This window comes from Paraburkholderia hiiakae (genome assembly GCF_904848665.1).
Lineage (GTDB): Bacteria > Pseudomonadota > Gammaproteobacteria > Burkholderiales > Burkholderiaceae > Paraburkholderia > Paraburkholderia hiiakae.
This window is the reverse complement of record NZ_CAJHCQ010000032.1, coordinates 55,487-74,643: the sequence shown is the minus strand read 5'-3', so window position 1 is coordinate 74,643 and position 19,157 is coordinate 55,487. Positions and strand designations below refer to the sequence as shown.

Annotated in this window: 19 protein-coding genes; 12 read left to right on the top strand and 7 right to left on the bottom strand. The window is 64.4% G+C overall.

The genetic code is table 11. The features are described 5' to 3' along the window. Positions 1 to 139: 139 nt before the first annotated feature. From catC to JMY28_RS36415, 4 genes are all read right to left on the bottom strand, one after another. Positions 140 to 430 (bottom strand): muconolactone Delta-isomerase, encoded by a 291-nt coding sequence (gene catC / locus JMY28_RS36430; protein ID WP_201700724.1) that lies wholly within the window; start codon positions 428 to 430, stop codon positions 140 to 142. Positions 431 to 459: 29 nt separating this feature from the next. Then, complete coding sequence (locus JMY28_RS36425; protein WP_201700723.1) at positions 460 to 1,596, bottom strand: muconate/chloromuconate family cycloisomerase; 1,137 nt, start codon at positions 1,594 to 1,596, stop codon at positions 460 to 462. Positions 1,597 to 1,704: 108 nt separating this feature from the next. Further along, positions 1,705 to 2,709 (bottom strand): 3-hydroxybutyryl-CoA dehydrogenase, encoded by a 1,005-nt coding sequence (locus JMY28_RS36420; RefSeq protein ID WP_201700722.1) that lies wholly within the window; start codon positions 2,707 to 2,709, stop codon positions 1,705 to 1,707. Further along, positions 2,706 to 3,809, bottom strand: a complete 1,104-nt coding sequence (locus tag JMY28_RS36415; protein WP_201700721.1) for an NAD/NADP-dependent octopine/nopaline dehydrogenase family protein — start codon at positions 3,807 to 3,809, stop codon at positions 2,706 to 2,708. The genes JMY28_RS36420 and JMY28_RS36415 overlap by 4 nt, the downstream gene beginning before the upstream one ends. A 210-nt stretch (positions 3,810 to 4,019) precedes the next feature. Between JMY28_RS36415 and JMY28_RS36410 the strand changes: the two genes are divergently transcribed. Both JMY28_RS36410 and JMY28_RS36405 read left to right on the top strand, forming a co-directional pair. After that, the gene (locus JMY28_RS36410; RefSeq protein ID WP_201700720.1) at positions 4,020 to 4,997 is read left to right on the top strand and encodes an AraC family transcriptional regulator; all 978 of its coding nucleotides are present in this window, start codon (positions 4,020 to 4,022) and stop codon (positions 4,995 to 4,997) included. An 11-nt stretch (positions 4,998 to 5,008) separates the two neighbouring features. Continuing rightward, on the top strand, positions 5,009 to 6,034 hold the full coding sequence (locus JMY28_RS36405; protein WP_201700719.1) for a LysR family transcriptional regulator: 1,026 nt from the start codon (positions 5,009 to 5,011) through the stop codon (positions 6,032 to 6,034). Positions 6,035 to 6,049: 15 nt separating this feature from the next. Here the strand turns inward: JMY28_RS36405 and JMY28_RS36400 are convergent, their stop codons facing one another. After that, complete coding sequence (locus tag JMY28_RS36400) at positions 6,050 to 7,144, bottom strand: porin (protein WP_201700718.1); 1,095 nt, start codon at positions 7,142 to 7,144, stop codon at positions 6,050 to 6,052. A 311-nt stretch (positions 7,145 to 7,455) separates the two neighbouring features. On the opposite strand from JMY28_RS36400, the gene JMY28_RS36395 reads away from it, so the two are divergent. Together JMY28_RS36395 and JMY28_RS36390 are read left to right on the top strand one after the other, a co-directional pair. Further along, positions 7,456 to 8,880 carry a spinster family MFS transporter gene (locus JMY28_RS36395; RefSeq protein WP_201700717.1) on the top strand — a complete coding sequence of 475 codons (1,425 nt, stop codon included), beginning with the start codon at positions 7,456 to 7,458 and terminating at the stop codon, positions 8,878 to 8,880. 182 nt (positions 8,881 to 9,062) lie between these two features. Next, the gene (locus JMY28_RS36390; protein ID WP_201700716.1) at positions 9,063 to 10,034 is read left to right on the top strand and encodes a PDR/VanB family oxidoreductase; all 972 of its coding nucleotides are present in this window, start codon (positions 9,063 to 9,065) and stop codon (positions 10,032 to 10,034) included. Positions 10,035 to 10,046: 12 nt separating this feature from the next. Here the strand turns inward: JMY28_RS36390 and JMY28_RS36385 are convergent, their stop codons facing one another. Beyond that, entirely contained in the window at positions 10,047 to 10,973 is a 927-nt protein-coding gene (locus tag JMY28_RS36385) for a LysR family transcriptional regulator (RefSeq protein ID WP_201700715.1), read from the bottom strand. A gap of 153 nt (positions 10,974 to 11,126) precedes the next feature. On the opposite strand from JMY28_RS36385, the gene JMY28_RS36380 reads away from it, so the two are divergent. Genes JMY28_RS36380 through JMY28_RS36370 form a run of 3 tightly spaced genes read left to right on the top strand, consistent with a single transcriptional unit; the run spans position 11,127 to position 13,337 of the window. After that, the gene (locus JMY28_RS36380; RefSeq protein WP_201700714.1) at positions 11,127 to 12,404 is read left to right on the top strand and encodes an aromatic ring-hydroxylating oxygenase subunit alpha; all 1,278 of its coding nucleotides are present in this window, start codon (positions 11,127 to 11,129) and stop codon (positions 12,402 to 12,404) included. Continuing rightward, positions 12,401 to 12,901 carry an aromatic-ring-hydroxylating dioxygenase subunit beta gene (locus JMY28_RS36375; RefSeq protein ID WP_201700713.1) on the top strand — a complete coding sequence of 167 codons (501 nt, stop codon included), beginning with the start codon at positions 12,401 to 12,403 and terminating at the stop codon, positions 12,899 to 12,901. The genes JMY28_RS36380 and JMY28_RS36375 overlap by 4 nt, the downstream gene beginning before the upstream one ends. A gap of 49 nt (positions 12,902 to 12,950) precedes the next feature. Next, the gene (locus JMY28_RS36370; RefSeq protein ID WP_201700712.1) at positions 12,951 to 13,337 is read left to right on the top strand and encodes a 2-hydroxymuconate tautomerase family protein; all 387 of its coding nucleotides are present in this window, start codon (positions 12,951 to 12,953) and stop codon (positions 13,335 to 13,337) included. Here JMY28_RS36370 and JMY28_RS36365 read toward each other — a convergent pair. After that, complete coding sequence (locus tag JMY28_RS36365; protein ID WP_201700711.1) at positions 13,334 to 14,809, bottom strand: ATP-binding protein; 1,476 nt, start codon at positions 14,807 to 14,809, stop codon at positions 13,334 to 13,336. The two genes, JMY28_RS36370 and JMY28_RS36365, sit on opposite strands and share 4 nt — an antisense overlap. A 248-nt stretch (positions 14,810 to 15,057) precedes the next feature. Here JMY28_RS36365 and JMY28_RS36360 point away from each other — a divergent pair, with 248 nt between their 5' ends. From JMY28_RS36360 to JMY28_RS36340, 5 genes are read left to right on the top strand one after another with little or no spacing between them, the layout of a single operon-like run. Further along, positions 15,058 to 16,254, top strand: a complete 1,197-nt coding sequence (locus JMY28_RS36360; protein ID WP_201700710.1) for an acyl-CoA dehydrogenase family protein — start codon at positions 15,058 to 15,060, stop codon at positions 16,252 to 16,254. 34 nt (positions 16,255 to 16,288) lie between these two features. Next, positions 16,289 to 16,663, top strand: a complete 375-nt coding sequence (locus JMY28_RS36355) for a hypothetical protein (RefSeq protein WP_201700709.1) — start codon at positions 16,289 to 16,291, stop codon at positions 16,661 to 16,663. Between the two features lie 4 nt (positions 16,664 to 16,667). Next, positions 16,668 to 17,192 carry a nuclear transport factor 2 family protein gene (locus JMY28_RS36350; RefSeq protein WP_201700708.1) on the top strand — a complete coding sequence of 175 codons (525 nt, stop codon included), beginning with the start codon at positions 16,668 to 16,670 and terminating at the stop codon, positions 17,190 to 17,192. 21 nt (positions 17,193 to 17,213) lie between these two features. Continuing rightward, positions 17,214 to 18,338, top strand: a complete 1,125-nt coding sequence (locus JMY28_RS36345) for an amidase (protein WP_201700707.1) — start codon at positions 17,214 to 17,216, stop codon at positions 18,336 to 18,338. 22 nt (positions 18,339 to 18,360) lie between these two features. Continuing rightward, positions 18,361 to 19,104, top strand: coding sequence for an SDR family NAD(P)-dependent oxidoreductase (locus tag JMY28_RS36340; RefSeq protein ID WP_201700706.1), 744 nt, complete (start codon positions 18,361 to 18,363; stop codon positions 19,102 to 19,104). Positions 19,105 to 19,157: the final 53 nt, after the last annotated feature.

The window sequence follows — 19,157 nt, the reverse complement described above, 5'->3', positions numbered from 1 at the left end:
CTGCCGCCATTGAGATTCGCAGCGGCCTTCAGCAGGTCCTGCACGTCCTTCGTTTCGAATACTTTTGCGCTCATGGTATTTGTCTCCTGATACTTGCTGGTGCTTGCTGGTGCTTGCTGGTATTGGGGGGGAAATCAGCTCAAGCGTCGTTGTCCCTGATGGAGGACGGGTGGCGACACAACGGCGTCACCGTTATCTTCATGTACGGGAAAAGCGGCAACGCGGTGAGAATGTCATGCAGCTCTGCATTGCTCTCTACATCGAAAATGCTGTAGTTTGCGTACTCGCCCACCAGTCGCCAGATATGGCGCCACTTGCCGCTGCGCTGCAGCTCCTGCGAATACTCCTTTTCGCGCGCCTTGATTTGATCGGCGACGTTGGCTGGCATGTCGGCCGGGATGTTCACATCCATTCGTACGTGGAAAAGCATCGTCAAATTCCGTTTGTCAGGTGTCCAGATTACTTCGTCACTTTCATCAGGCCGTCGCGGGTGAAGCGCTTGACCTTCGCTTCGTCCAGTTCGATGCCCAGGCCCGGCCCGTTCGGCACCGTCAGCTCGAAGTCGCTGTAATCCAGCGGGGTAGTCAGAATCTCTTCGGTGATCAGCAAGGGGCCGAACAGTTCGGTGCCCCACTGCAGGTTGGCGAAGCTGGCGAACAGGTGCGCCGAGGCAACCGTGCTGAACGCGCCTTCGAGCATCGTGCCGCCGTACAGCTCGATACCCGCGGCGTCCGCGATCGTGGCCACGCGCTGCGCGGCGAACAGTCCACCGCTTTGTTCGATCTTGATGGCGAACACATCGGCGCCTTCGTTCTTCGCGATCTCGAACGCGCTTTCCGGCCCCTGCAGGATTTCGTCGGCCATCAGCGCCACCGGGAAACGGCGCATGAGGCGCGCAAGCGCCGCGGGTGAAGCGACCGGCTGTTCGACCAGTTCGCAACCTGCGTCGGCCAGCGCGGGAATCGCCCACGCCGCCTGCGTTTCGCTCCACGCCATGTTGACGTCCACGCGCACGGCGGCGCGCTCGCCCATCGCCTTCCTGATTTCGGCGACGTGCTTGATGTCGGTTTTCAGGTCTTTCGCACCGATCTTCAGCTTGAAGATCTTGTGACGGCGCACTTCGAGCATGGCCTCGGCTTCGGCGATGTCCTTTGCGGTGTCGCCCGACGCCAGCGTCCAGGCAACCGGCAGGCGTTCGCGGCGGCGGCCGCCCAGCAGTTCGCTCACCGGCACGCCAAGGCGCTTGCCCTGCGCGTCGAGCAGCGCGGTTTCCAGCGCGCACTTGGCGAAGTGATTGACCTTGACGAGCTTGCCGAGGTGCGCCATGAGCGCCTGGATGCGCGTGGCGTCCTGGCCGATCATCGCAGGGGCGAAGTAGGCGTCGATCGCCAGTTTCATCGCTTCCGGGCTTTCGGGGCCGTACGCCATGCCGGCGATGGTCGTGCCTTCGCCGATGCCGGTCACGCCATCGCTGCAGTACACCTTTACCAGCATCAGGGTTTGCCCGTACATCGTGGCGACCGATAGCTTGTGAGGGCGAATCGTCGGCAGATCTACCAGGCGGGTTTCAATACGTTCGATCGTCGCGGAAGTCATTAGGATTTCGTATTAACTACGCGTGGGGATTCAGGCCAGAAGTTAAAGACCGGTGCCACATCTGTCAAATCAATCATATATGGCGAGTATCATCCGCCTCATGGATTTTCATGGCGCAATTGCCGAGTTATAGTGCGGCGCAAGCCCGAGATGGTCGAGCAATCGCCCAAACTCGCCGAGCCTGCACTTCACGTACTCGGGCACTTCAACATCCGCGTAGTCGTAGAAGCCCTTGCCGTCGCGGATGCCGTCGCGCCCTTCTTCCATATGCCGCGTGACGATGGCGGCCGGTTCGAAGCGCTGACCGATCTCCTTCGCGAGGTAATGCGACGCGTAATAAAGTATGTCGCAGCCGCCCCAGTCGATGAACTCGAGCAACCCGAGGATCGAAAAGCGCAGGCCAAAGCCCGTACGCACGGCCATGTCGATGTCGTGCGCGCTGGCCACACCCTCTTCCACCATGCGCGCCGCCTCGTTCATGACGAGCGCCTGGAGGCGCGGCACGATATAGCCGGCAGACGGCGCGCATTCCACCGGCACCTTGCCCACGCGCCGCAGCAGGTCCTTTATCCGCGCGACGACCGCGTCGTCCGTGAGGCTGCCTCGGCTGATCTCGACGAGCGGCATCAGGTGCGCAGGATTGAGCCAGTGAGCGTTGACGAGCCGCTGCGGTTGCGTGACCGCCTTTTGCAGATCGGTGACGAGAAACGTCGATGTCGTGGATGCGATCGTTGCCGCATGATCGACATGCGCGCAGAGCCATGCGAACGCCGCCTCCTTGGCCGCCATCACTTCGGGTACCGCCTCGAACACAACCTTGCAGCCAGCAAGCGTGGCCTCGGCGCCAACGCGATCGAGCACGTCGACACGCGCGAGTGCTTCATCGGCCCCGCTTGCGTCGATGCGTCCGGACTCGACCAGCGTCAGCAATTGCCGCGCGATTTCGCCGCGCGCAGCCGCCGCGAATGCGGCGCGCGCCTGTGCATTGCGCTCCTTGAAATCGATGAGCGTCACGTGCAATCCGGCGAACGCGAACGCGAGTGCGATGCCCTGCCCCATGCGTCCCGCGCCGAGCACGTGGACGCGTTTTACGTCGGCGGCGCTGTGCGTCATGCGAGCCCCCGTGCCAGCAGATCGCGCATCGCTTCGCGCGAAAGTGAGGCCAGCCCGAGGTTTTCGAGCGTGCGACCCTCGCTGTACAGGTCGCGTCCCGAAACCGCGCTCGCTATGCTCAGCAGTCCTTGGGCGACGGGTGTCGGCACCCCGGCCCAGCGCCCCACCGACACGATGAACGAGAGGCCGAGCCGTGTGTCTTCCAGCATGTAGCGGTGCGCCTTCAGGTCGATGTACTCGCGCCAGTCGCCGCTGTCCGTGAGCTTGCCGTGCGCGCCGCGCCCATACATCCATTCGTCGCCCTCGCTCGCATAGTGGTCGGCGAGCGGAAAATGCGGCGCACCATATCCCAGCGCTTCGCGCACCGCCATGCGCTCGGCGTCGAGCGCATTCGTCACGCGGCGAATCGACGGCTGCGTGCCTTCGTTGTGAATATCCCACGCCTCGAAATGCTCGAGCGGCCCTGCGTTCATCATGATGAGCGGCGGGTGGATCACGGGCCCCGCGTTCATGAGCGCACCGCTTAGCGCGTCCTCGATCGGCTCGACGCTCGGGTAGCCCTCCTTGAGCACGGGGAACGCCCATTGCGCCGCGTTGGCGGGGAACACGCCGGTCGGCAGGCGTGTGGCGTAGGCACTGATGACCACGTCGTTTTCGCCGTGGCGCCGCACGAGATACGGCAGCGTGCCCGTTTCCGCGAACGCGACGCGCGCGCGGTTGCCCGCATCGGCCATCGCCTTCGCGAACACGTAGCTGCCGAACGTGCCCGGCGGCAGAAAGACCACTTGATCGTCGGCCAGGTGAGGCGCGAGCTGGCTTGCCAGCGATTCGTGCGTCGTGGACGGCAGCGGGATCACGATGAGCCGCGCCTCGCGCACCGCACGGCCGAGATCGTCGGCAAGGCGTATCGCGCCGCGCGCCTCGCCAACCGGTACCCGCCGCTTGCCGCGCCAGTCCTTCACGTTCAGTTCGCCGAGCTCGCGCAAACGCGCGCATGCGGCCGTATCGCGCCGCCACCACGTCACGTCGTGGCCCTTTTCGAGCATGTCGATTGCCGCCGCAAAGCACCCGTGCCCGCCACCCAGTACGCTAACCTTCATGTCCTGCCTCCTTGTGCAATCGCTTGCTTCATTGGTCAGTGTCGAGATTAAAGGGGCGGCTCGCGCGCTGCGCGTCAACACGCGCAAACGCTATTCAACTCCGGCAACGGATTCGCGCGGCGTATGCGGGTGAATCCGTCCTTGCACAGACTTATTGACCATCGGATCATAGGCACAACGACTCTGCCGTCACTTCCAGGCCATTGAACGATGGAAATAGCGATTCCCCGCACACACAGCAACCGGCTCGGCGCCTCGCGCGCGCGCGAGGATGTCGAACGCGAAGTGGCGAAGCTACTTTGCGAGCACCGCATGGAGGTGTCGGGACGCGAGCCGTTGAACGCGGAACTGTATGGCGTCGCGATGCATCGCGCGAGCCTGCTCGAGTTGTGCTACGGCCGCGAGACACATATCGACGCGGGCGAACTCGACCATCATTACCTCTTTCGCGCGACGCTTGCGGGCCGTTGCGAGCTGGAATCGGGCAATGAGCGTGCCTCGCTTTCGGCGGGCAGCCTCAGTGTGTCGTCGCCGTCACGTAAAAGCCGAATCCGCACCGACACCGCATGCCGCAGCCTGCTGCTGCGCGTCGATCGCGCTGCGCTCGAAATCAAGCTTGCCGAGATGCTGCAAAGCTCGCTGCGACGTCCGCTCGTGTTCGAACTGGACATTAGCCGCACGCACAGCGGAGCCGCCGTGTTTCATTCCACGCTGCGGTATTTGTGCACCCTGTGCGAGCAGATCGAGCCGAGCGCGCGCGACAGCCTGCTCGGTCCCGAACTCACGCAGTGGCTCGCCACACTGTTGCTCACGCAACTACCTCATTCGTACAGCGAGACGCTCGCGCGCGGCGCGAAGCCGCCGCTGCCCGCGCACGTCAAACGCGCACGCGACCATATCGCGGCGCATCTCGGCGAAACGCTTTCCATCGCGACGCTCGCCCAAGTGGCGGGCGTGTCGCCCCGCACGCTGCAAAATGGCTTCAGCCAGTTTCTCGACCAGTCGCCTGCCGACTATATCCGTGAGCGGCGTATCGAAGCGGTGCATCGCGCGCTGAAAGCCGATCCCGAGCGCAGCGTGACCGACGTGCTGCTCGAGCACGGCGTGCACAGCTTCGGCCACTTCGCGAAGGCGTATGCGCGGCGCTACGGCTATCCGCCTTCCGCGACCGCGAAGCGCGGCCAGTAAAGCGCACGCCCATGCCGAACCCCAGCGACTTCATTGCGCCACCGGGCGACGAGCCCACCGACGCGCTGCGCGTGCAGGATCTCGACTTGAACCTGCTCAAGACCTTCAATGCGGTCTACGCGGAGAAGCATGTCGGGCGCGCGGCGCTGCGTCTCGGCATCACACAGCCCTCCGTGAGCCATGCGCTCGGCCGGCTGCGGCTCCTGTTTCATGATGCCCTCTTCGTGCGCACGGGCGGCGGCGTCGAACCCACGCCGCGCGCGCAGCGTCTCGCGGCCTCGATCGACCGCGCGCTCGCCATCCTGCAGGCCGTGCTCGACGAGGGCGCCCAGTTCTCGCCCGCCACATCGCGCCGCACCTTTCGGCTGCACATGAGCGATTTCGCGGAGAGTGCGTTCCTGCCCACCTTGATGCGTGAACTCGACGAGCGCGCGCCCGGCGTCGTGGTCGAGACGCTGCATATCGAGGAAAACCAGTTCAACGTGGCGGTGGAGTCAGGCCGCATCGACTTTGCAATGGGCCACTTTCCCCATGCATTCACGCATTTCCATCGCAGCGAACTGCTGCAGGAGCGCTACGTCCTGATGATGGCGCGCCGCGTGGCCGAGCGTTGCGGACTCGACGAGCATTTCGTGCTCGATACAACCGTGCCGCCCGCGTTGCAGTTCATCTCGGTGAGCTCGCACCCGCAGTCGATGGCGCTGCTCGAACAACACGGGCTCACTTCGCGTGTCCGGGTAGCCGTGCCGAACTTCATGGTCGTGCCGGCCATACTCTATCGCTGCGACTACGCGCTCATCCTGCCGCGAACCGTTGCGCGCGCATTCGCTCCGCTCGGCGAGATGGCCGCGTTCGAGATCGCCAATGCGTCGACGTGGCCTGTCAACGCATACTGGCATCGTCGCTTCGACGCCGATCCGGGCCATCGCTGGCTGCGCGCGCTATTGATGGAGCTATTCCGCATCGGCACGCGCGAGCCGTACGACAGCTGGCTCGCGATTCCGCCCAGTCTCCGGCCGCCCGCCTTCAACGCATGAAGGCGAGCGGCTCGTTTAGAACGACGTGAGAATGCCCGCCACGATCGAGCTTGCGGTGGCGCCCGGCTTGCCCACCGGCACCGCGCCGCCGCCCGCGCCGTTGATTGAGAACGCGGCATGCTCGCCGTTGTGGACCATCGCCGCGCCCGTGTAGAGCACGGTGCGTTTCGAGAGCGGATAGTCGAGGCGCAGGCCATATGAATCGGCATTGCCTTCGCTGTCCGCGATCTTGTGATAATGACCGTAGCTCACGAGCAGCGACGCGCGGCCAATCGGTACCGTCGCGTTCAATTCGAAAAAGTCGTTGTGCGGGTTCGAATACGCGCTCGCCACCGCCGTCGTCACGTCGGGGCCGCCACGGTGCCGCAAATAGATGAACGCGGGCTTCACGAAGCCGAAATCGTACGAGATCGCGCCGAGCGCGTAATTGCCGGTGCCGGTGGGACTCGTTGGCGAGAGCGTCGCGGCTGTTGCCGTGCTGAACTTCTGCTGCATGTAGTCGACGTCGATCGAAAGCGGCCCGTTCGCGTAATTGATTCCGGCGCCATAGGTGTCGCCGAGTGTCGAAGGCACGTTGCTCGCGCCGTTCGCGCCGCGCGAAGCAGTGGCGCGCACTAGCAACCCGCCAAAGCGTGGTGACGTGTAGCGCAGCGTATTGCTCGTACGCAGGAACCAGGGCTGGACGAAGTTGTTCGACGCGTTGCCCCACGCGAGACCCGCGCCATATCCAGGCAAACTGTAGGTCACGAACGATGTATGGAGAATCGTGTACGTCTCGCCGGCCTGCAGGCCGCCAAAAGGCCCGATGAGCCCGACCCATGCTTCGCGGCCAAACAGGGAGCCGTTGCCGCTGATCGCGCCCGTAGCCGAATTGAAGCCGTTTTCGAGCTTGAAGATCGTGGCATAGCCGCCGCCGAGATCCTCCACGCCCTTCAAGCCCCATTGCGTGGCGAAGAGATTGCCCGTGCCCATGCGCACCACGTGGTTCGGCCCGAAGTTCGCATATTCGATCGACGTGTCGATACGGCCATAAAGCGTGAGGCTCGATTGCGCGAGCGCGGGCACCGCCGCCATGCCCACGATTGAAATACACCACTTCCAGTTGGTCATTGTTGTCGTCCCGCGAGTCATGAGGAATCGGGGCGAGTCTAGAAAGACCAATATCCGGCGTCGATCAAGCGGGCCATATATCACTTATAGATCTCGTTCATGAACGCGGCGGCACACGGAAAGTGCAGCCTCCAGCCCACGTCGGTACGCGATTTCCCGGGGACGCCCCTCGTGATTTCTTTAGACCGCTCGGTAGTTGCGAGCAGGCGCCTGGGAAACTTGCGCCTATGTCTGCGAAATTTGTTTGCGTACGCTGGTCCACCAGAGTGCATGCACCTGAGACCACACGACCGACACATCGGAGATACGCCATGACCCCCACCCCCGCCAGCGCGCCAGCCAGCGCAAAAAGCGCCAGACGCTACACCTATGAGTGGTACGTAGTGCTGATCTGCATGCTTGCCTATGTCTTTTCCTTCGTCGACCGCCAGGTGCTGGCGCTCATGATCGAGCCGATCAAGCGCGACCTGCACCTCACGGATACGCAGTTCAGCCTCGTGCACGGCTTCGCGTTCTCGCTCTTTTATGCCGTGATGGGCATTCCTCTCGCGTATCTCGCCGACCGCTTCGCGCGGCCCCGTATCATCGCTACCGGCATCGCGCTCTGGAGCGTCGCTACGGCGGCTTGCGGTATCAGCCAGAACTTTTTTCACATGTTTCTTGCGCGCATGAGCGTGGGCGTGGGCGAAGCTTCGCTCTCGCCGGGCACCTACTCCATGCTCGCCGACTACTTCCCCAAGGAGAAACTCGGCCGGGCGGCAGGTGTCTATTCGCTGGGCTCGTTCATTGGCGGCGGCATTGCGTTTTTGATCGGCGGCTATGTGATCGCGCTGCTCAAGCAGGCTTCGATGGTCACGCTGCCTGTCGTCGGTGCAGTGCATGGCTGGCAGGTCACGTTCTTTCTCGTGGGACTGCCCGGTCTTCTCGTGGGCCTCGTCTTCATCCTCACGGTGCGCGACCCGCAGCGCAAGGGGCTCGTGCAGGACGCGAGCGGCAATGCGCGGCGTGTTTCGCTTGCCGATTCCGCGCGCTTCATCCGCTCGCATGGCAAAACGTTTTTTTGCCACTACGTCGGCTTCTCGTTCTACGCCATGACGCTGTTCTGCCTCATGAGTTGGACGCCGGCGTTCTATATCCGCCGCTTCGCCATGTCGCCGGTGGAGGCGGGCTATACGCTCGGCACGATCCTGCTCGTGGCCAACACGACCGGCGTGTTCTGCGGCGGCTGGCTCAACGACTGGTTGCTGCGCCGCGGCCGCAGCGACGGCCCCATGCTTGCGGGCTGTATCGGCGCAGCGGCAATGGCGCTGCCCGCCGCCGCCTTCACGCAGGTGAACAGCCTTGGCGGCTCGCTCACGCTGCTCGTGATCGCGATGTTCTTCGCTTCGTTCCCGATGCCGACTTCGACCGCCGCGATGCAAACGCTCGCGCCGAACCAGATGCGCGCGCAGATCTCCGCCGTGTTCCTGCTCGTGTCGAACCTGATCGGCCTTGGCATTGGCACGACGCTCGTCGCGTTGTTGACCGACAAGGTGTTCGGTTCGCCGCTTGCAGTTGGACAATCGATGTCGATCGTGAGTCTCGTCGCGGCGCTGCTCGCGACCGTGCTGCTCGCCTTCGGCTGCCGACAGTTCCGCCTGAGCCTAGCGCGCGAGGACGCGCACGCGCAGAGCGCAGAGGCACACATCGACCCGCAAGACGCAACGGCCGTGACGTTAAGCGCCACGCGCGCCTGAGATGAACATGCGTCTCCCGCGCCCGTATTATCAATGGTATTGATGCGGGAGGCCATTTTTTATCGATTTGCCCGATTGACCGGGCGGCCGTATGCTCGGTTCAACCCCTCGCGCATCGCGCGCGAATGATCCATTCAGTCCAGCATCCAGAAACTACCGCTATTTCAGCGATCGGCCTCATCATGCAAGCCACTTCATTCAAGGTTCGCGTCGACGCCTTGTGCGACGAAGCACAGGGCATTCGCTCGTTCAGCATTTCGCGCCTCGACGGCAAGCCGTTCGACGCTTACGAACCGGGCGCGCATATCGACGTCACGGCACCGTCCGGCGTCACGCGTCAGTACTCGCTCTGTGGCGACCCGGACCAGCGCGACGTACAGCGCTTCGCCGTGAAGCGCGAGAGTGCGTCGCGCGGCGGTTCCAGTTCGTTGCACGACGACGTGGCGGTCGGTAGCGAGCTAGCGGTCGGCGCGCCGCGCAACCTGTTCCAGCTTGCACCCGGAGCGCAGCGGCACGTGCTGATTGGCGCGGGCATCGGCATCACACCGCTTCTGTCGATGGCGTATCGCCTCATCAAGCAGAATGCGCCCTTCGAATTGCACTACTTCGCGCGCAGCGCGGAACACGCTGCGTTCCTGCCGCTGCTCGCGCGCGCGCCATTTGCGCCTTACGTGAAGCTGCACTACGGCGTGGAGCCCGACGCGCTGGACGGCGCACTCGCCTGGTGTCTCGCCACGGCTGAGACGGGCACGCACGTTTATACGTGCGGGCCTTCCGCCTTCATGGAGCGCGTGGTCGCGGTGGCCGAACAGCGCCTGCCCGACGACGCGATCCATCTCGAACGTTTCGCGGCAGAGCCCGCGGCGCCCGCGAACGGTGCAGCGCTCGACGCATTCGACGTGCAGGTGGCCAGCACGGGACAAACCGTGCGCGTGGAAAAGAACGCGTCAATAGTCGATGCGCTCGCAACCATCGGCATCGAGGTCGATACGTCGTGCGGAGAAGGCGTATGCGGCACTTGCATGGTCGACGTCGTGACGGGCGAGCCCGAACATCGCGACCACTGTCTGAGCAAGGCCGAGCGCGCAAGCAACAAGGTCATTTGCTGCTGCATTTCGCGCTCGCGTTCGCCGGTTCTTGTGCTCGATCTCTGAGCATCGCCGTGTTCAGCGCTTCTCCTTGTCGAACCGCTGCATGATGCCCTGAATCAACTCGCGCATCCACGTAGTGCCTTCGTCGTCGTGGAAGTGCTCATGCCAGTGCATGGTCACTGCCGCGACCGGCATGATCACGGGCAGCGCGTAGATGTGGAAACGTCCGTCCGCGTTGAAGATGTGCGCGAGACGGCGCGGCAGCGTCGCGTACAGGTCGGTGACGGCGAGCACGCCTGGCAGCGCGACGAAGTGCGGCAATTCCAGCGCGATATTTCTGCCCACGCCCTGCGAGCGCAGCGCGTCGTCCAGCGCGTGATGGCTGTGCTCGACGGACCTCACCTGCACATGCGAGGCCTCGACGAACTGCGCGAGGCTCAGCGTCTCGCCGCGCGGCAAGCCGCGCCTGCGGCGCGTCATACACACATAGGTCTCTTCGAACAGCAACTGATGGCGCGTGCGCGAGGTCAGCTCGGGCAAATTGCCGATCGCGAAGTCGAGGCGGCTCGAACGCAGCGCATCCTCGATCTCTTCCACGGGCAGCGGCTCGACACACACCTTGATCTTCGGCGCTTCACGATGAAGCGCCTCGCAAATCGACGGCAGGTAAGCCATTTCCCCCGCATCCGAAAGCGAGAGCCTGAACGTGCGCGTGCTCACCGCGGGGTCGAAGCGCTCGGCATAGCGCAGCGCCTCGCGCACGGTGTCGAGCGCGCGGCCGACGATCGAAGCCAGCTCCAACGCGATAGGCGTGGGCTGCATGCCCGCGCGCGTGCGGATGAAGAGCGGATCGTCGAACAACGAGCGCAGGCGCGAGAGCGAATAGCTGATGGCGGGCTGCGAGAGCGCGAGCCGCTCGCCCGCCTTCGTGAGGCTGCGCTCCTCGACGATGGCCTGAAAGACCCGCAGCAAGTTGAGATCGACGTTGTCGAGTGATGGCATGGTTTTATCAGCCGCGTTTATGTGAGGTTCAATTTTAGATCGATTTGACGCATGAAGCACCAGACGCGAGACTTCAATCAACGCACAGGCGGCAAACGACCTGCGCTTTAACCTCCTCGCGAGACATCGCGATCACCCCGATACTCCGACATCATGAGCGATACCTGGCAGACCATCGACACGAGTACGCTGCGCGGCCGCGTAGAGACGGACCGCATCGCGCCTTCGCTGTACTACGATCCGGCGCTGTTCGAAGCGGAACTCGAGCGCATTTTCTACAAGACGTGGATCTGGGTTGCGCACGAAAGCGAACTGCCCAACGCAGGCGACTTCCGAACCACGACCATCGGCCGCCAGCCGGTTATCGTCGTGCGCGACAAAACGGGCACGGTGAACGTGCTGCAAAACCGCTGCCGCCATCGCGGCGCGACCGTGTGCGAAGAGCACAAGGGCAACGCCAAGGGCTTCACGTGCCCCTACCATAGCTGGTCGTACGCGCTCGATGGCACGCTGCGCGCGCTGCCCTATGGCGACGGCTACGAAGGCGTGTGCGAGAAGGGCGACCTACCGCTCGAAAAGCTGCGCGTGGGCATTTATCAGGGCCTCATCTTTGCGAGCTTCAATCAGGATATCGAACCGCTTGAAGACTTCCTCGGCGGCGCGAAGCCGTGGATCGACCTCTTCATGAAGCAAGGCGCGGGATACCCCGTGAAGGCCAACGGCGAACACAAGTTCAAGTTCAAGGGCAACTGGAAGATCCAGCTCGAGAACACCACGGACCTCTATCACTTCCCGGTGGTGCACAAGTCGTGGATGAAGTCGATCGACGACGAAACGGCGGCGGCGATCACGAGCTTCATGACGAGCGATCAGGCCTTCTGCCGCTCACTCGGCAATGGCCACAGCCTGGCCGTCCTCGTGCCCGAACTCGTCGACCTCGACCAGGACGATGGCGCGCCGCTGCCCGAGCGTTTCCAGGAGCTGGCCGCGCAACTTGCCGAGCGCCACACGCCCGAAGAAGTGCGCCGCATCGTGCGCTCGATGATGGGTGTGGGCTTCAACCTGAACCTCTTCCCGAACCTCGCGCTGTCGATGGCGTTCTTCCGCGTGCTGCGGCCCATTTCGGCAGAGGAAACGGAAATTCGCCACGTGGCGCTCGCCATGGACGGCGGCCCCGAGGAAGCCAACCGCGTGCGCCTGCGTATTCACGAACACTTCCAGGGCCCGTTCGGCTTCGGCAGCCCCGACGACGCAGAAGCCTGGGAGCGCGTACAGCGCGGCTCCCACGCCGGCCCCGGCACGCCGATTCTCGTGAACCGCGGCCTGAACCGCGAAACCACGGCACCGAACGGAGAAAAAACCGCACACGCCACTGACGAAACCGGCATGCGCGAAGCGTATGCGCAGTGGCGCGCCATGATGGAGGCATGATGGACGATCGAAACGTACTCAACTCGCAAGAGACCTTTACGCGCGCCGTGCAGTTCATCTGGCGCGAAGCGGAAATGCTGGATCGCCGCGAATACAGCGCCTGGCTCGAACTGTGGGACCCGAAAGGCCACTACGTCGTGCCGATCGACCCGAGCACGACCGACTTCGCCGCTGCGCTGAACTACGCGTACGACGACCAGCACATGCGCGAGATGCGCGTGCAGCGCATGACGTCGGGCTATTCGGCGTCGGCGAGCGATGCGGCGCGCACGGTGCGCACGGTCTCGCGCTTCACGCTCTCGAGCGATGCGGCCGATACCGTGGAAGTGAAGTCGGCGCAGATCATCGTGGCGTACAAGCGCGGCGCGAACACGATCTTCGCAGCGGACCTCACGCACCGCATCAGCTTCGCGAGCGGCGAGCCGAAGCTTCTGCAAAAGGTGATCCGCCTGATCGATTCGACCGAAGCGCTGAGCGCGATCGGATTCCTGCTCTAAAAACAGGGGCGCGCGGCTCGGCTCGCGCGCCCGGCTTCCATTCGACGCCATGCCTACACTCGAAGTCTATTTGCCCGCGGGCCACGCGGAAGCACGCAAGGCACAGCTGATTGCCCGTCTGACCGATGCCACCGTCGAAGCGATCGGCGCGCCCGCCGAATCGGTGCGCATATTGCTGAGCGAACTGGCTGATACGCACTACGGCATCGGCGGCAAGCGTGCCGCCGATGGCGCGCCACCTTCGCTGCCGGTGATCGTCGCGATCCTGATTGCAGGGCGTACGCTAGAACAGAAAGCCGCGCTGATCGATGCGCTCGCAACGACCAGCGCCGAGGTGCTCGACTCTGCGCTCGGTGCCACGCGGGTGATCATCAAGGACATCCCGAGTACCGACTTCGGCCTTGGCGGCAAAACGGCCCGTTCGCTCGGGCGCTAACTCGCGGGGATGAGCGGCAGCGCGAAGCAGCATTCGAGCCCGCCGCCCGGAGCGGGCTGCGCCCAGATCGCGCCGTGGTGCCGCGTGACGATGTTCTTGCACAGCGAGAGGCCGATGCCGTTGCCGCCCGCCTTCGACGACGAAAAGCCGTCGAAGAGGCGGCCATGCGCATCGGCAGGCACGCCCGGGCCGTTGTCCATCACGCTCACGAGCGCCCTGCCGTCTTTCTCCTCGCACGCGAGCGTGAGATCGCGCCGGTCCGCATCGACATCGGCCAGCGCGTCGATCGCGTTGAACGCGAGATTGAGCACGACCTGCCCGATCAACACGCGCTCGCACATCACGGGTAGCGCAGCCTTGGGCTGCACGATATGCACCCGCACGCCCGCGTCGCTCGCGCGCAGTTCGATGAAGTAAGCGACCTCGCCAAGAATCTCGCGCAGGTCCGAGCGCGTTTCGGTCGGCTCGCGCTTCACGATGTATTCGCGCACGCTCTTGATGATGAGCGCGGCGTGCTCCGCCTGGCGGTCGGCACTGCGCAGACCCCAGATCGCATCTTCAACCGGCCCCGCCTGTTCGAGCCGCCTTATCGCGCCTTCAATGAAATTGCGCACCGCCGCGAGCGGCTGGCTCAACTCGTGCGCAATCGCCGTGGCCATTTCTCCCATTGCGTTGTAACGCCCCGCGTATTCGAGCATGCGCGCCTCTGTGCGGCGTGCTTCTTCGATACTCACCTCGTCGGAGATGTCGCGAAAGTGGATCAACAGACCGTCGAGATCGTCTTCTATCACGAGCCGCCGGCAGGTAATGCGCAGCCAGCACGCGCTGCCGTCGCGGCGCGTCATGCGATAGCGCTGCGGCTCGGACGGGCCCTGCAGCGGCGCGTCGTCGAGTTGCTCGGCAAGGCGCTCGCGGTTGCGCTCGCTGCAGTAGTCGAACACGGAACCCGGCGCTTGTTCAGCGGCGAGGCCGAGCACGCGGCGCCCGGAATCGCTGATGAAGTCGACCGTGCCGTCGCGCGTGAGCACCGCCACGCCTTCGCTGAGGTCCTGCATGAATTCGCGCAGCCGCGTTTCGTGGCGCCGCAATGCTTGTCGCATCGCCTCTTCCGCACTGATGTCGCGAAACTGCACCATCACGACGGCGCGCTCCTTGAGCGGCACGTAGGTCGCAATCGCTTCGGAAAGCATGTCCTGCCCGGTGCGAGAGCGATAGCACCATTCATAGCCCTGCGGCCCTTCGGTGATCGAGCGGTCCATCGCCGCCACGGCGATTTCGCGCGCGTATTTCGGCACCGGACGCGTCATGTCGCGCGCTTTCAGCGGCAGCAGTTCTTCGACGGAAAAGCCGAGCGCGATACAGGCCGCGCGATTGGCCCAGACGATCGCCTTCGTGCTGGCGTCGTGCAGCAGCACGCATAAGGTCAAGGCGTCGAGCAGGCGGCGGAAATCGTCTTCGGTGGGGTACGTCATGATCGTGAACCGGATATGGCGGCACGCCCGCCTGGTGGTCCCCAAACGATAACATCCGGGCGCGGAGCGGGGAATCTGAAGATTTCTTTAGGCGCGCGGGGAACGCTACTTAAAAATGCGTGCGGCGTCCCAATTGATGACCCCTTTTTGCCTTTTTAGACTGAGTTCCAGACTGTGCGCACGCGTTCGCGCTGCGCCCGATACACATGGCCTTCAACCTTGCGGCTCAGGAACTCAGGAGAAACACCATGGCATTAGTTGCGACCGCCGTCGCGTCCCATAGCGACATCAATGCAGAGGCCTGCGCAACGCACTCGGGCGGCCGCCTCTCGCTCGATGAGGTCATCGACGTCGTGGCCGCGCGCCGCGACGAATTCGACCGGCTTTCGCACGTCCCGCGCGACGTCATCGATCTCTTCAAGCGCGCGGGCATTTTTCGCGCGGGCACGCCGAAGCGCTTTGGCGGCGACGCGCGCGCGCCTGGCGAATTCCTCGAGATGATCGAGCGGATTGCTGTCGCCGACGGCTCCGCGGCATGGGTCGCGAGCTTCGGCTCGGCCAATGTCTACCTCGCCGCGCTGCCGCTTGAAACGCAGGCGCAAATCTACGCGAGCGGCCCCGATCAGGCCTTCGCGGGCGGCCTCTTTCCCGTGCAGAACGTACAGGCGGTTGAAGGCGGCTGGCGCGTGAACGGTATGTGGAAATTCGCGAGCGGCTGCAAGGGCGCCGACTGGCTCGGCGTGGGCATCAGCACCGGCAACGGCGCGGGCAACGCCCCGAACAAGCCGCGCACGGCCGTGTTCCGCCCCGAGCAGGTCGAGATCGTCGAAAACTGGAACGTGGTCGGCATGCAGGGAACGGGCAGCCACGACCTGCGCGTGACCGACCAGATCGTCACCGACGACTGGACCTTCGTGCGCGGCGGGACGCCTTGCGTGGACGAGCCGCTCTATCGCTATCCGACCGTCGCATACGCGGCCCAGGTGCTCGCGGTCGTCAACCTCGGTCTCGCGCGCGCGGCGCTCGACGTGGCGAACCATATGTCCGGCGGCCGCCGCACGACGACCGGCGCGCCGCAACTCGCGGACCGCGCCTACTACCGCATCGAGCTTGCGAAGGCCGAGGCGCAGCTGCGTTCGGCACGCGCGTTCTTCTACGAGTCGACCGACAGCGTCTGGCAATCGATTCTCGCCGGCAACCCCGTGACGCCCGACCAGGTCAGCCTGCTGCGCCTCGCCGCCACGCACATCGCGCGCGAAGGCGCCGACGTGGTGAATCGCGCGTATCGTCTTGGCGGCACGATGGCGATCTACAAGACGCACCCGCTGCAGCGTTTGCTGCGCGACGCCATGGTAGTGACGCAGCACGCGTTCCTCGGCGAAGGCAATTTCGACGGCGCGGGCGCGGTGTTCGTCGGCGTGCCGCCGATTCCCGGCTATCTGTAACCGTATCCATCACATATCACAAGGAATCGATCAAATGTCCGAAACTTCCAGCTCCCTTGCGCTGCGCGTGCTGTTCTGCTGTGGCGTGACGCAAAACTTCTTCGACCTGCCGCGCGAGAAGATCGGCGAAGTATGGCAGGCGTACGGCAAGATGCTCGCCGCAGTAGAAGCCATGGAAGGCGTCAAGGTGCTCGGCATCATGGACGACGACCGCCTCGTGGTCGGCCAGGCCGCAGGCGCGCCGTGGACCTTCTACATCATGGCCGACGTTGCTGACTTCGATACGGCCGTGGCCGTTTGCAATCTTTATCGCACGACGCCGGTGGGCGAGTACAACCTGTGGCGCTACGGCAAGATCGAGGCGCGCGTGGGACGTGCGCTCGCCGTGCCGCCGGCCGCGACCGCTTGATCCCATGGCGACGACCACTGACGCTGCACGCACGATTGCGGCGCTGGAAGCGCGCCTCGCCGCACTCGAAGGCGCTTGCGCCGCCCGGAAAACCATGGCGCGCTACATGGCGCTGTGCGACGTGCCGAGCGGCGCGCTCGACGGCGAATCGCTCGCCAGCCTTTTCACGGCCGATGCGGTGTGGGAAGGCATCGGTCCGCAATATACGAGCAAGTTTGGCCGCATCGAAGGCCGCGATGCCATTGTTGCGATGCTCGCGCGCTATCTGCCGCCCGCGCCGCACTTCGCGACCAACGTGCACTTTCTCACGTCCGAGAGCATCGAAATGGTGACGCCCGCGCGCGCGTCGGGACGCTGGATCATGCTGCAGGCTTCGGGCTACGTGGACGAGCGCGCGGAGTTGATCGGCGCGCGGCTCGAAGTGGACTTCGTGCCTGCGCCCGATGCTTCTACGTGGCTCATCGCGCACTTTCGCACCGAGCGGCTTTTCGACGCGCCATGGCGCGTGTCGCCGCGTCCGGCTGCCTGACCCCAAAAGGAAATCGAATCGATGAGCGCATTGATCAGTGCCTTCACTCGTGGAGGCGACGGACCCACCATCGTCATCAAGGACACCATCGACATTGCGGGCATGCGCACGACGGGCGCGAGCCGCGCGCTCGCGGAGACCGCGCACGCGCAAAAGCATGCAGACGTGGTGCAGTTGCTGCTCGACGCGAAGTGGAAAATCGTCGGCAAGGCCAACATGCACGAACTGGCGTTCGGCATGACAGGCATAAACGATTACACGGGCACGCCCGTCAATCCGCAAGACGCGACGCGCATTCCGGGCGGCTCGTCGAGCGGCTCTGCGAGCGCGGTCGGCCAGGGGCTCGCGGAGGCTGCGCTCGGCACCGACACGGGCGGCTCGATTCGCGGCCCCGCTGCATGCTGCGGCGTAGTCGGCCTCAAGCCCACGTTCGCGCGCGTATCGCGGCGCGGCGTCGCGCCCGTCGAATCGACGCTCGATTGCGTGGGCCCGTTTGCCTGCGACGTGAGCATGATCGTCGAGACGATGGCCGTCATCGCGCCCGTGTTCGACAAGGCAGCCGCGCGCAAGAAAGTCACTGCGTGCAGAATCGGTATCGCGCAAGTCGATGCACAAGCGGACCTGCTTGCCGCCGTCTCGCGCGCGCCGCAACATGCGGGGTTTTCGTCACAGGCTATCGAGCTTGCGGGCCTCGCCGACGCCTTCCACGCAGGCCTTGCGATCATCAACGCGGAAACGTGGGCGGCATTCGGCCATCTCGTGGAGAGCGGCAAGCTCGGCGCGGATCTCGAAACGCGCCTGCGCGCCGCTTCGTCCACTACGTCCGACCAGGTGAGCGCGGCGGAATGTGTGCGCCGCAGCTTTACCGATGCCGTGGATCGCGCGCTAGACAGCGTCGATGTGATCGTGATGCCCACGCTTCCCGCCTTGCCGATCACGATCGACGATGCGCGGCGCGGTGTGTCGGTGATCGCGATGTCGTCGCTGATCCGCCCGTTCAATCTCAGCGGTCATCCGGCGCTGAGTCTGCCGCTGCCCATTGAAGGCTCGCCGCTGAAGGCCGGGCTGCAGATCATTGGACGCCATGGCGCCGACGAACAGGTTTGCGCCGTTGCCGCAGCGTTCGAAGCAGCGCTCGCCAGCTGAAATTTTCAAGGAATAGAAACCCATGTCCAGCAGAGTCGTCCTCGTTACCGGCGCGGCGCGCGGCCTCGGCGCCGTGATTGCCGCGCGTTTTCATGCGGCGGGCTACCGCGTTGTCCTCGGCGACGTGGCATTCGATGCCGCCGCTGCCACCGCGCGCGCCTTGAGCGCCGATGAGTCGAGCGCGTTTGCGTTGAAGCTAGACGTCACGCGCAAAGAAGATTTCGCGAGCGCGCGCGACGCGATCGTCGCGCGCTGGGGCCGCGTCGATGCGCTCGTGAACAATGCGGGTGCATCGAAGGTCGTGCCCGTCATGGAGATCACGGCCGAACAGTTCGATCAGGTCATCGACATCAATTTGCGCAGCGTGCTGTTCGGCTGCCAGGTGTTCGGGCAGCACTTCGCGAACCAGGGCGAAGGGCGCATTGTGAATATCGCTTCGCTGGCCGGCCAGAATGGCGGCTCGGCAACGGGCGCGCACTATGCGGCAGCCAAGGGCGGCGCCATCACGCTCACCAAAGTGTTCGCGCGTGACCTCGCCGCCTCCGGCGTGACCGTGAATGCCATTTCGCCGGGGCCGCTCGATTTGCCTATCGTGCACGAGAGCGTTCCCGCGGACAAACTCGACAAAGTGGTTGCGAGCATTCCCGTGGGGCGCCTGGGCGCCGCCGACTACGTCGCCGACGCTGCAGTGCTGCTCGCCTCGGGCAACGCGTACTTCGCCAACGGCGCATGCTGGGACATCAACGGCGGTCTCTATATGCGCTAACCCGTGCGCTAACCCGTGCGCTAATTCGTGCGCCAAAACGCGCGATGCACACG

What these genes read in the sequence shown, in the direction of transcription:
- JMY28_RS36350 (WP_201700708.1), top strand. Translation starts at nt 16,668, where the DNA reads ATGGCGACGACCACTGACGCTGCACGCACGATTGCGGCGCTGGAAGCG.
- JMY28_RS36405 (WP_201700719.1), top strand. Translation starts at nt 5,009, where the DNA reads ATGCCGAACCCCAGCGACTTCATTGCGCCACCGGGCGACGAGCCCACC.
- JMY28_RS36385 (WP_201700715.1), bottom strand. Translation starts at nt 10,973, where the DNA reads ATGCCATCACTCGACAACGTCGATCTCAACTTGCTGCGGGTCTTTCAG.
- JMY28_RS36415 (WP_201700721.1), bottom strand. Translation starts at nt 3,809, where the DNA reads ATGAAGGTTAGCGTACTGGGTGGCGGGCACGGGTGCTTTGCGGCGGCA.
- JMY28_RS36370 (WP_201700712.1), top strand. Translation starts at nt 12,951, where the DNA reads ATGCCTACACTCGAAGTCTATTTGCCCGCGGGCCACGCGGAAGCACGC.
- JMY28_RS36410 (WP_201700720.1), top strand. Translation starts at nt 4,020, where the DNA reads ATGGAAATAGCGATTCCCCGCACACACAGCAACCGGCTCGGCGCCTCG.
- catC (WP_201700724.1), bottom strand. Translation starts at nt 430, where the DNA reads ATGCTTTTCCACGTACGAATGGATGTGAACATCCCGGCCGACATGCCA.
- JMY28_RS36400 (WP_201700718.1), bottom strand. Translation starts at nt 7,144, where the DNA reads ATGACCAACTGGAAGTGGTGTATTTCAATCGTGGGCATGGCGGCGGTG.
- JMY28_RS36355 (WP_201700709.1), top strand. Translation starts at nt 16,289, where the DNA reads ATGTCCGAAACTTCCAGCTCCCTTGCGCTGCGCGTGCTGTTCTGCTGT.
- JMY28_RS36375 (WP_201700713.1), top strand. Translation starts at nt 12,401, where the DNA reads ATGATGGACGATCGAAACGTACTCAACTCGCAAGAGACCTTTACGCGC.
- JMY28_RS36365 (WP_201700711.1), bottom strand. Translation starts at nt 14,809, where the DNA reads ATGACGTACCCCACCGAAGACGATTTCCGCCGCCTGCTCGACGCCTTG.
- JMY28_RS36420 (WP_201700722.1), bottom strand. Translation starts at nt 2,709, where the DNA reads ATGACGCACAGCGCCGCCGACGTAAAACGCGTCCACGTGCTCGGCGCG.
- JMY28_RS36390 (WP_201700716.1), top strand. Translation starts at nt 9,063, where the DNA reads ATGCAAGCCACTTCATTCAAGGTTCGCGTCGACGCCTTGTGCGACGAA.
- JMY28_RS36425 (WP_201700723.1), bottom strand. Translation starts at nt 1,596, where the DNA reads ATGACTTCCGCGACGATCGAACGTATTGAAACCCGCCTGGTAGATCTG.
- JMY28_RS36395 (WP_201700717.1), top strand. Translation starts at nt 7,456, where the DNA reads ATGACCCCCACCCCCGCCAGCGCGCCAGCCAGCGCAAAAAGCGCCAGA.
- JMY28_RS36380 (WP_201700714.1), top strand. Translation starts at nt 11,127, where the DNA reads ATGAGCGATACCTGGCAGACCATCGACACGAGTACGCTGCGCGGCCGC.
- JMY28_RS36345 (WP_201700707.1), top strand. Translation starts at nt 17,214, where the DNA reads ATGAGCGCATTGATCAGTGCCTTCACTCGTGGAGGCGACGGACCCACC.
- JMY28_RS36340 (WP_201700706.1), top strand. Translation starts at nt 18,361, where the DNA reads ATGTCCAGCAGAGTCGTCCTCGTTACCGGCGCGGCGCGCGGCCTCGGC.
- JMY28_RS36360 (WP_201700710.1), top strand. Translation starts at nt 15,058, where the DNA reads ATGGCATTAGTTGCGACCGCCGTCGCGTCCCATAGCGACATCAATGCA.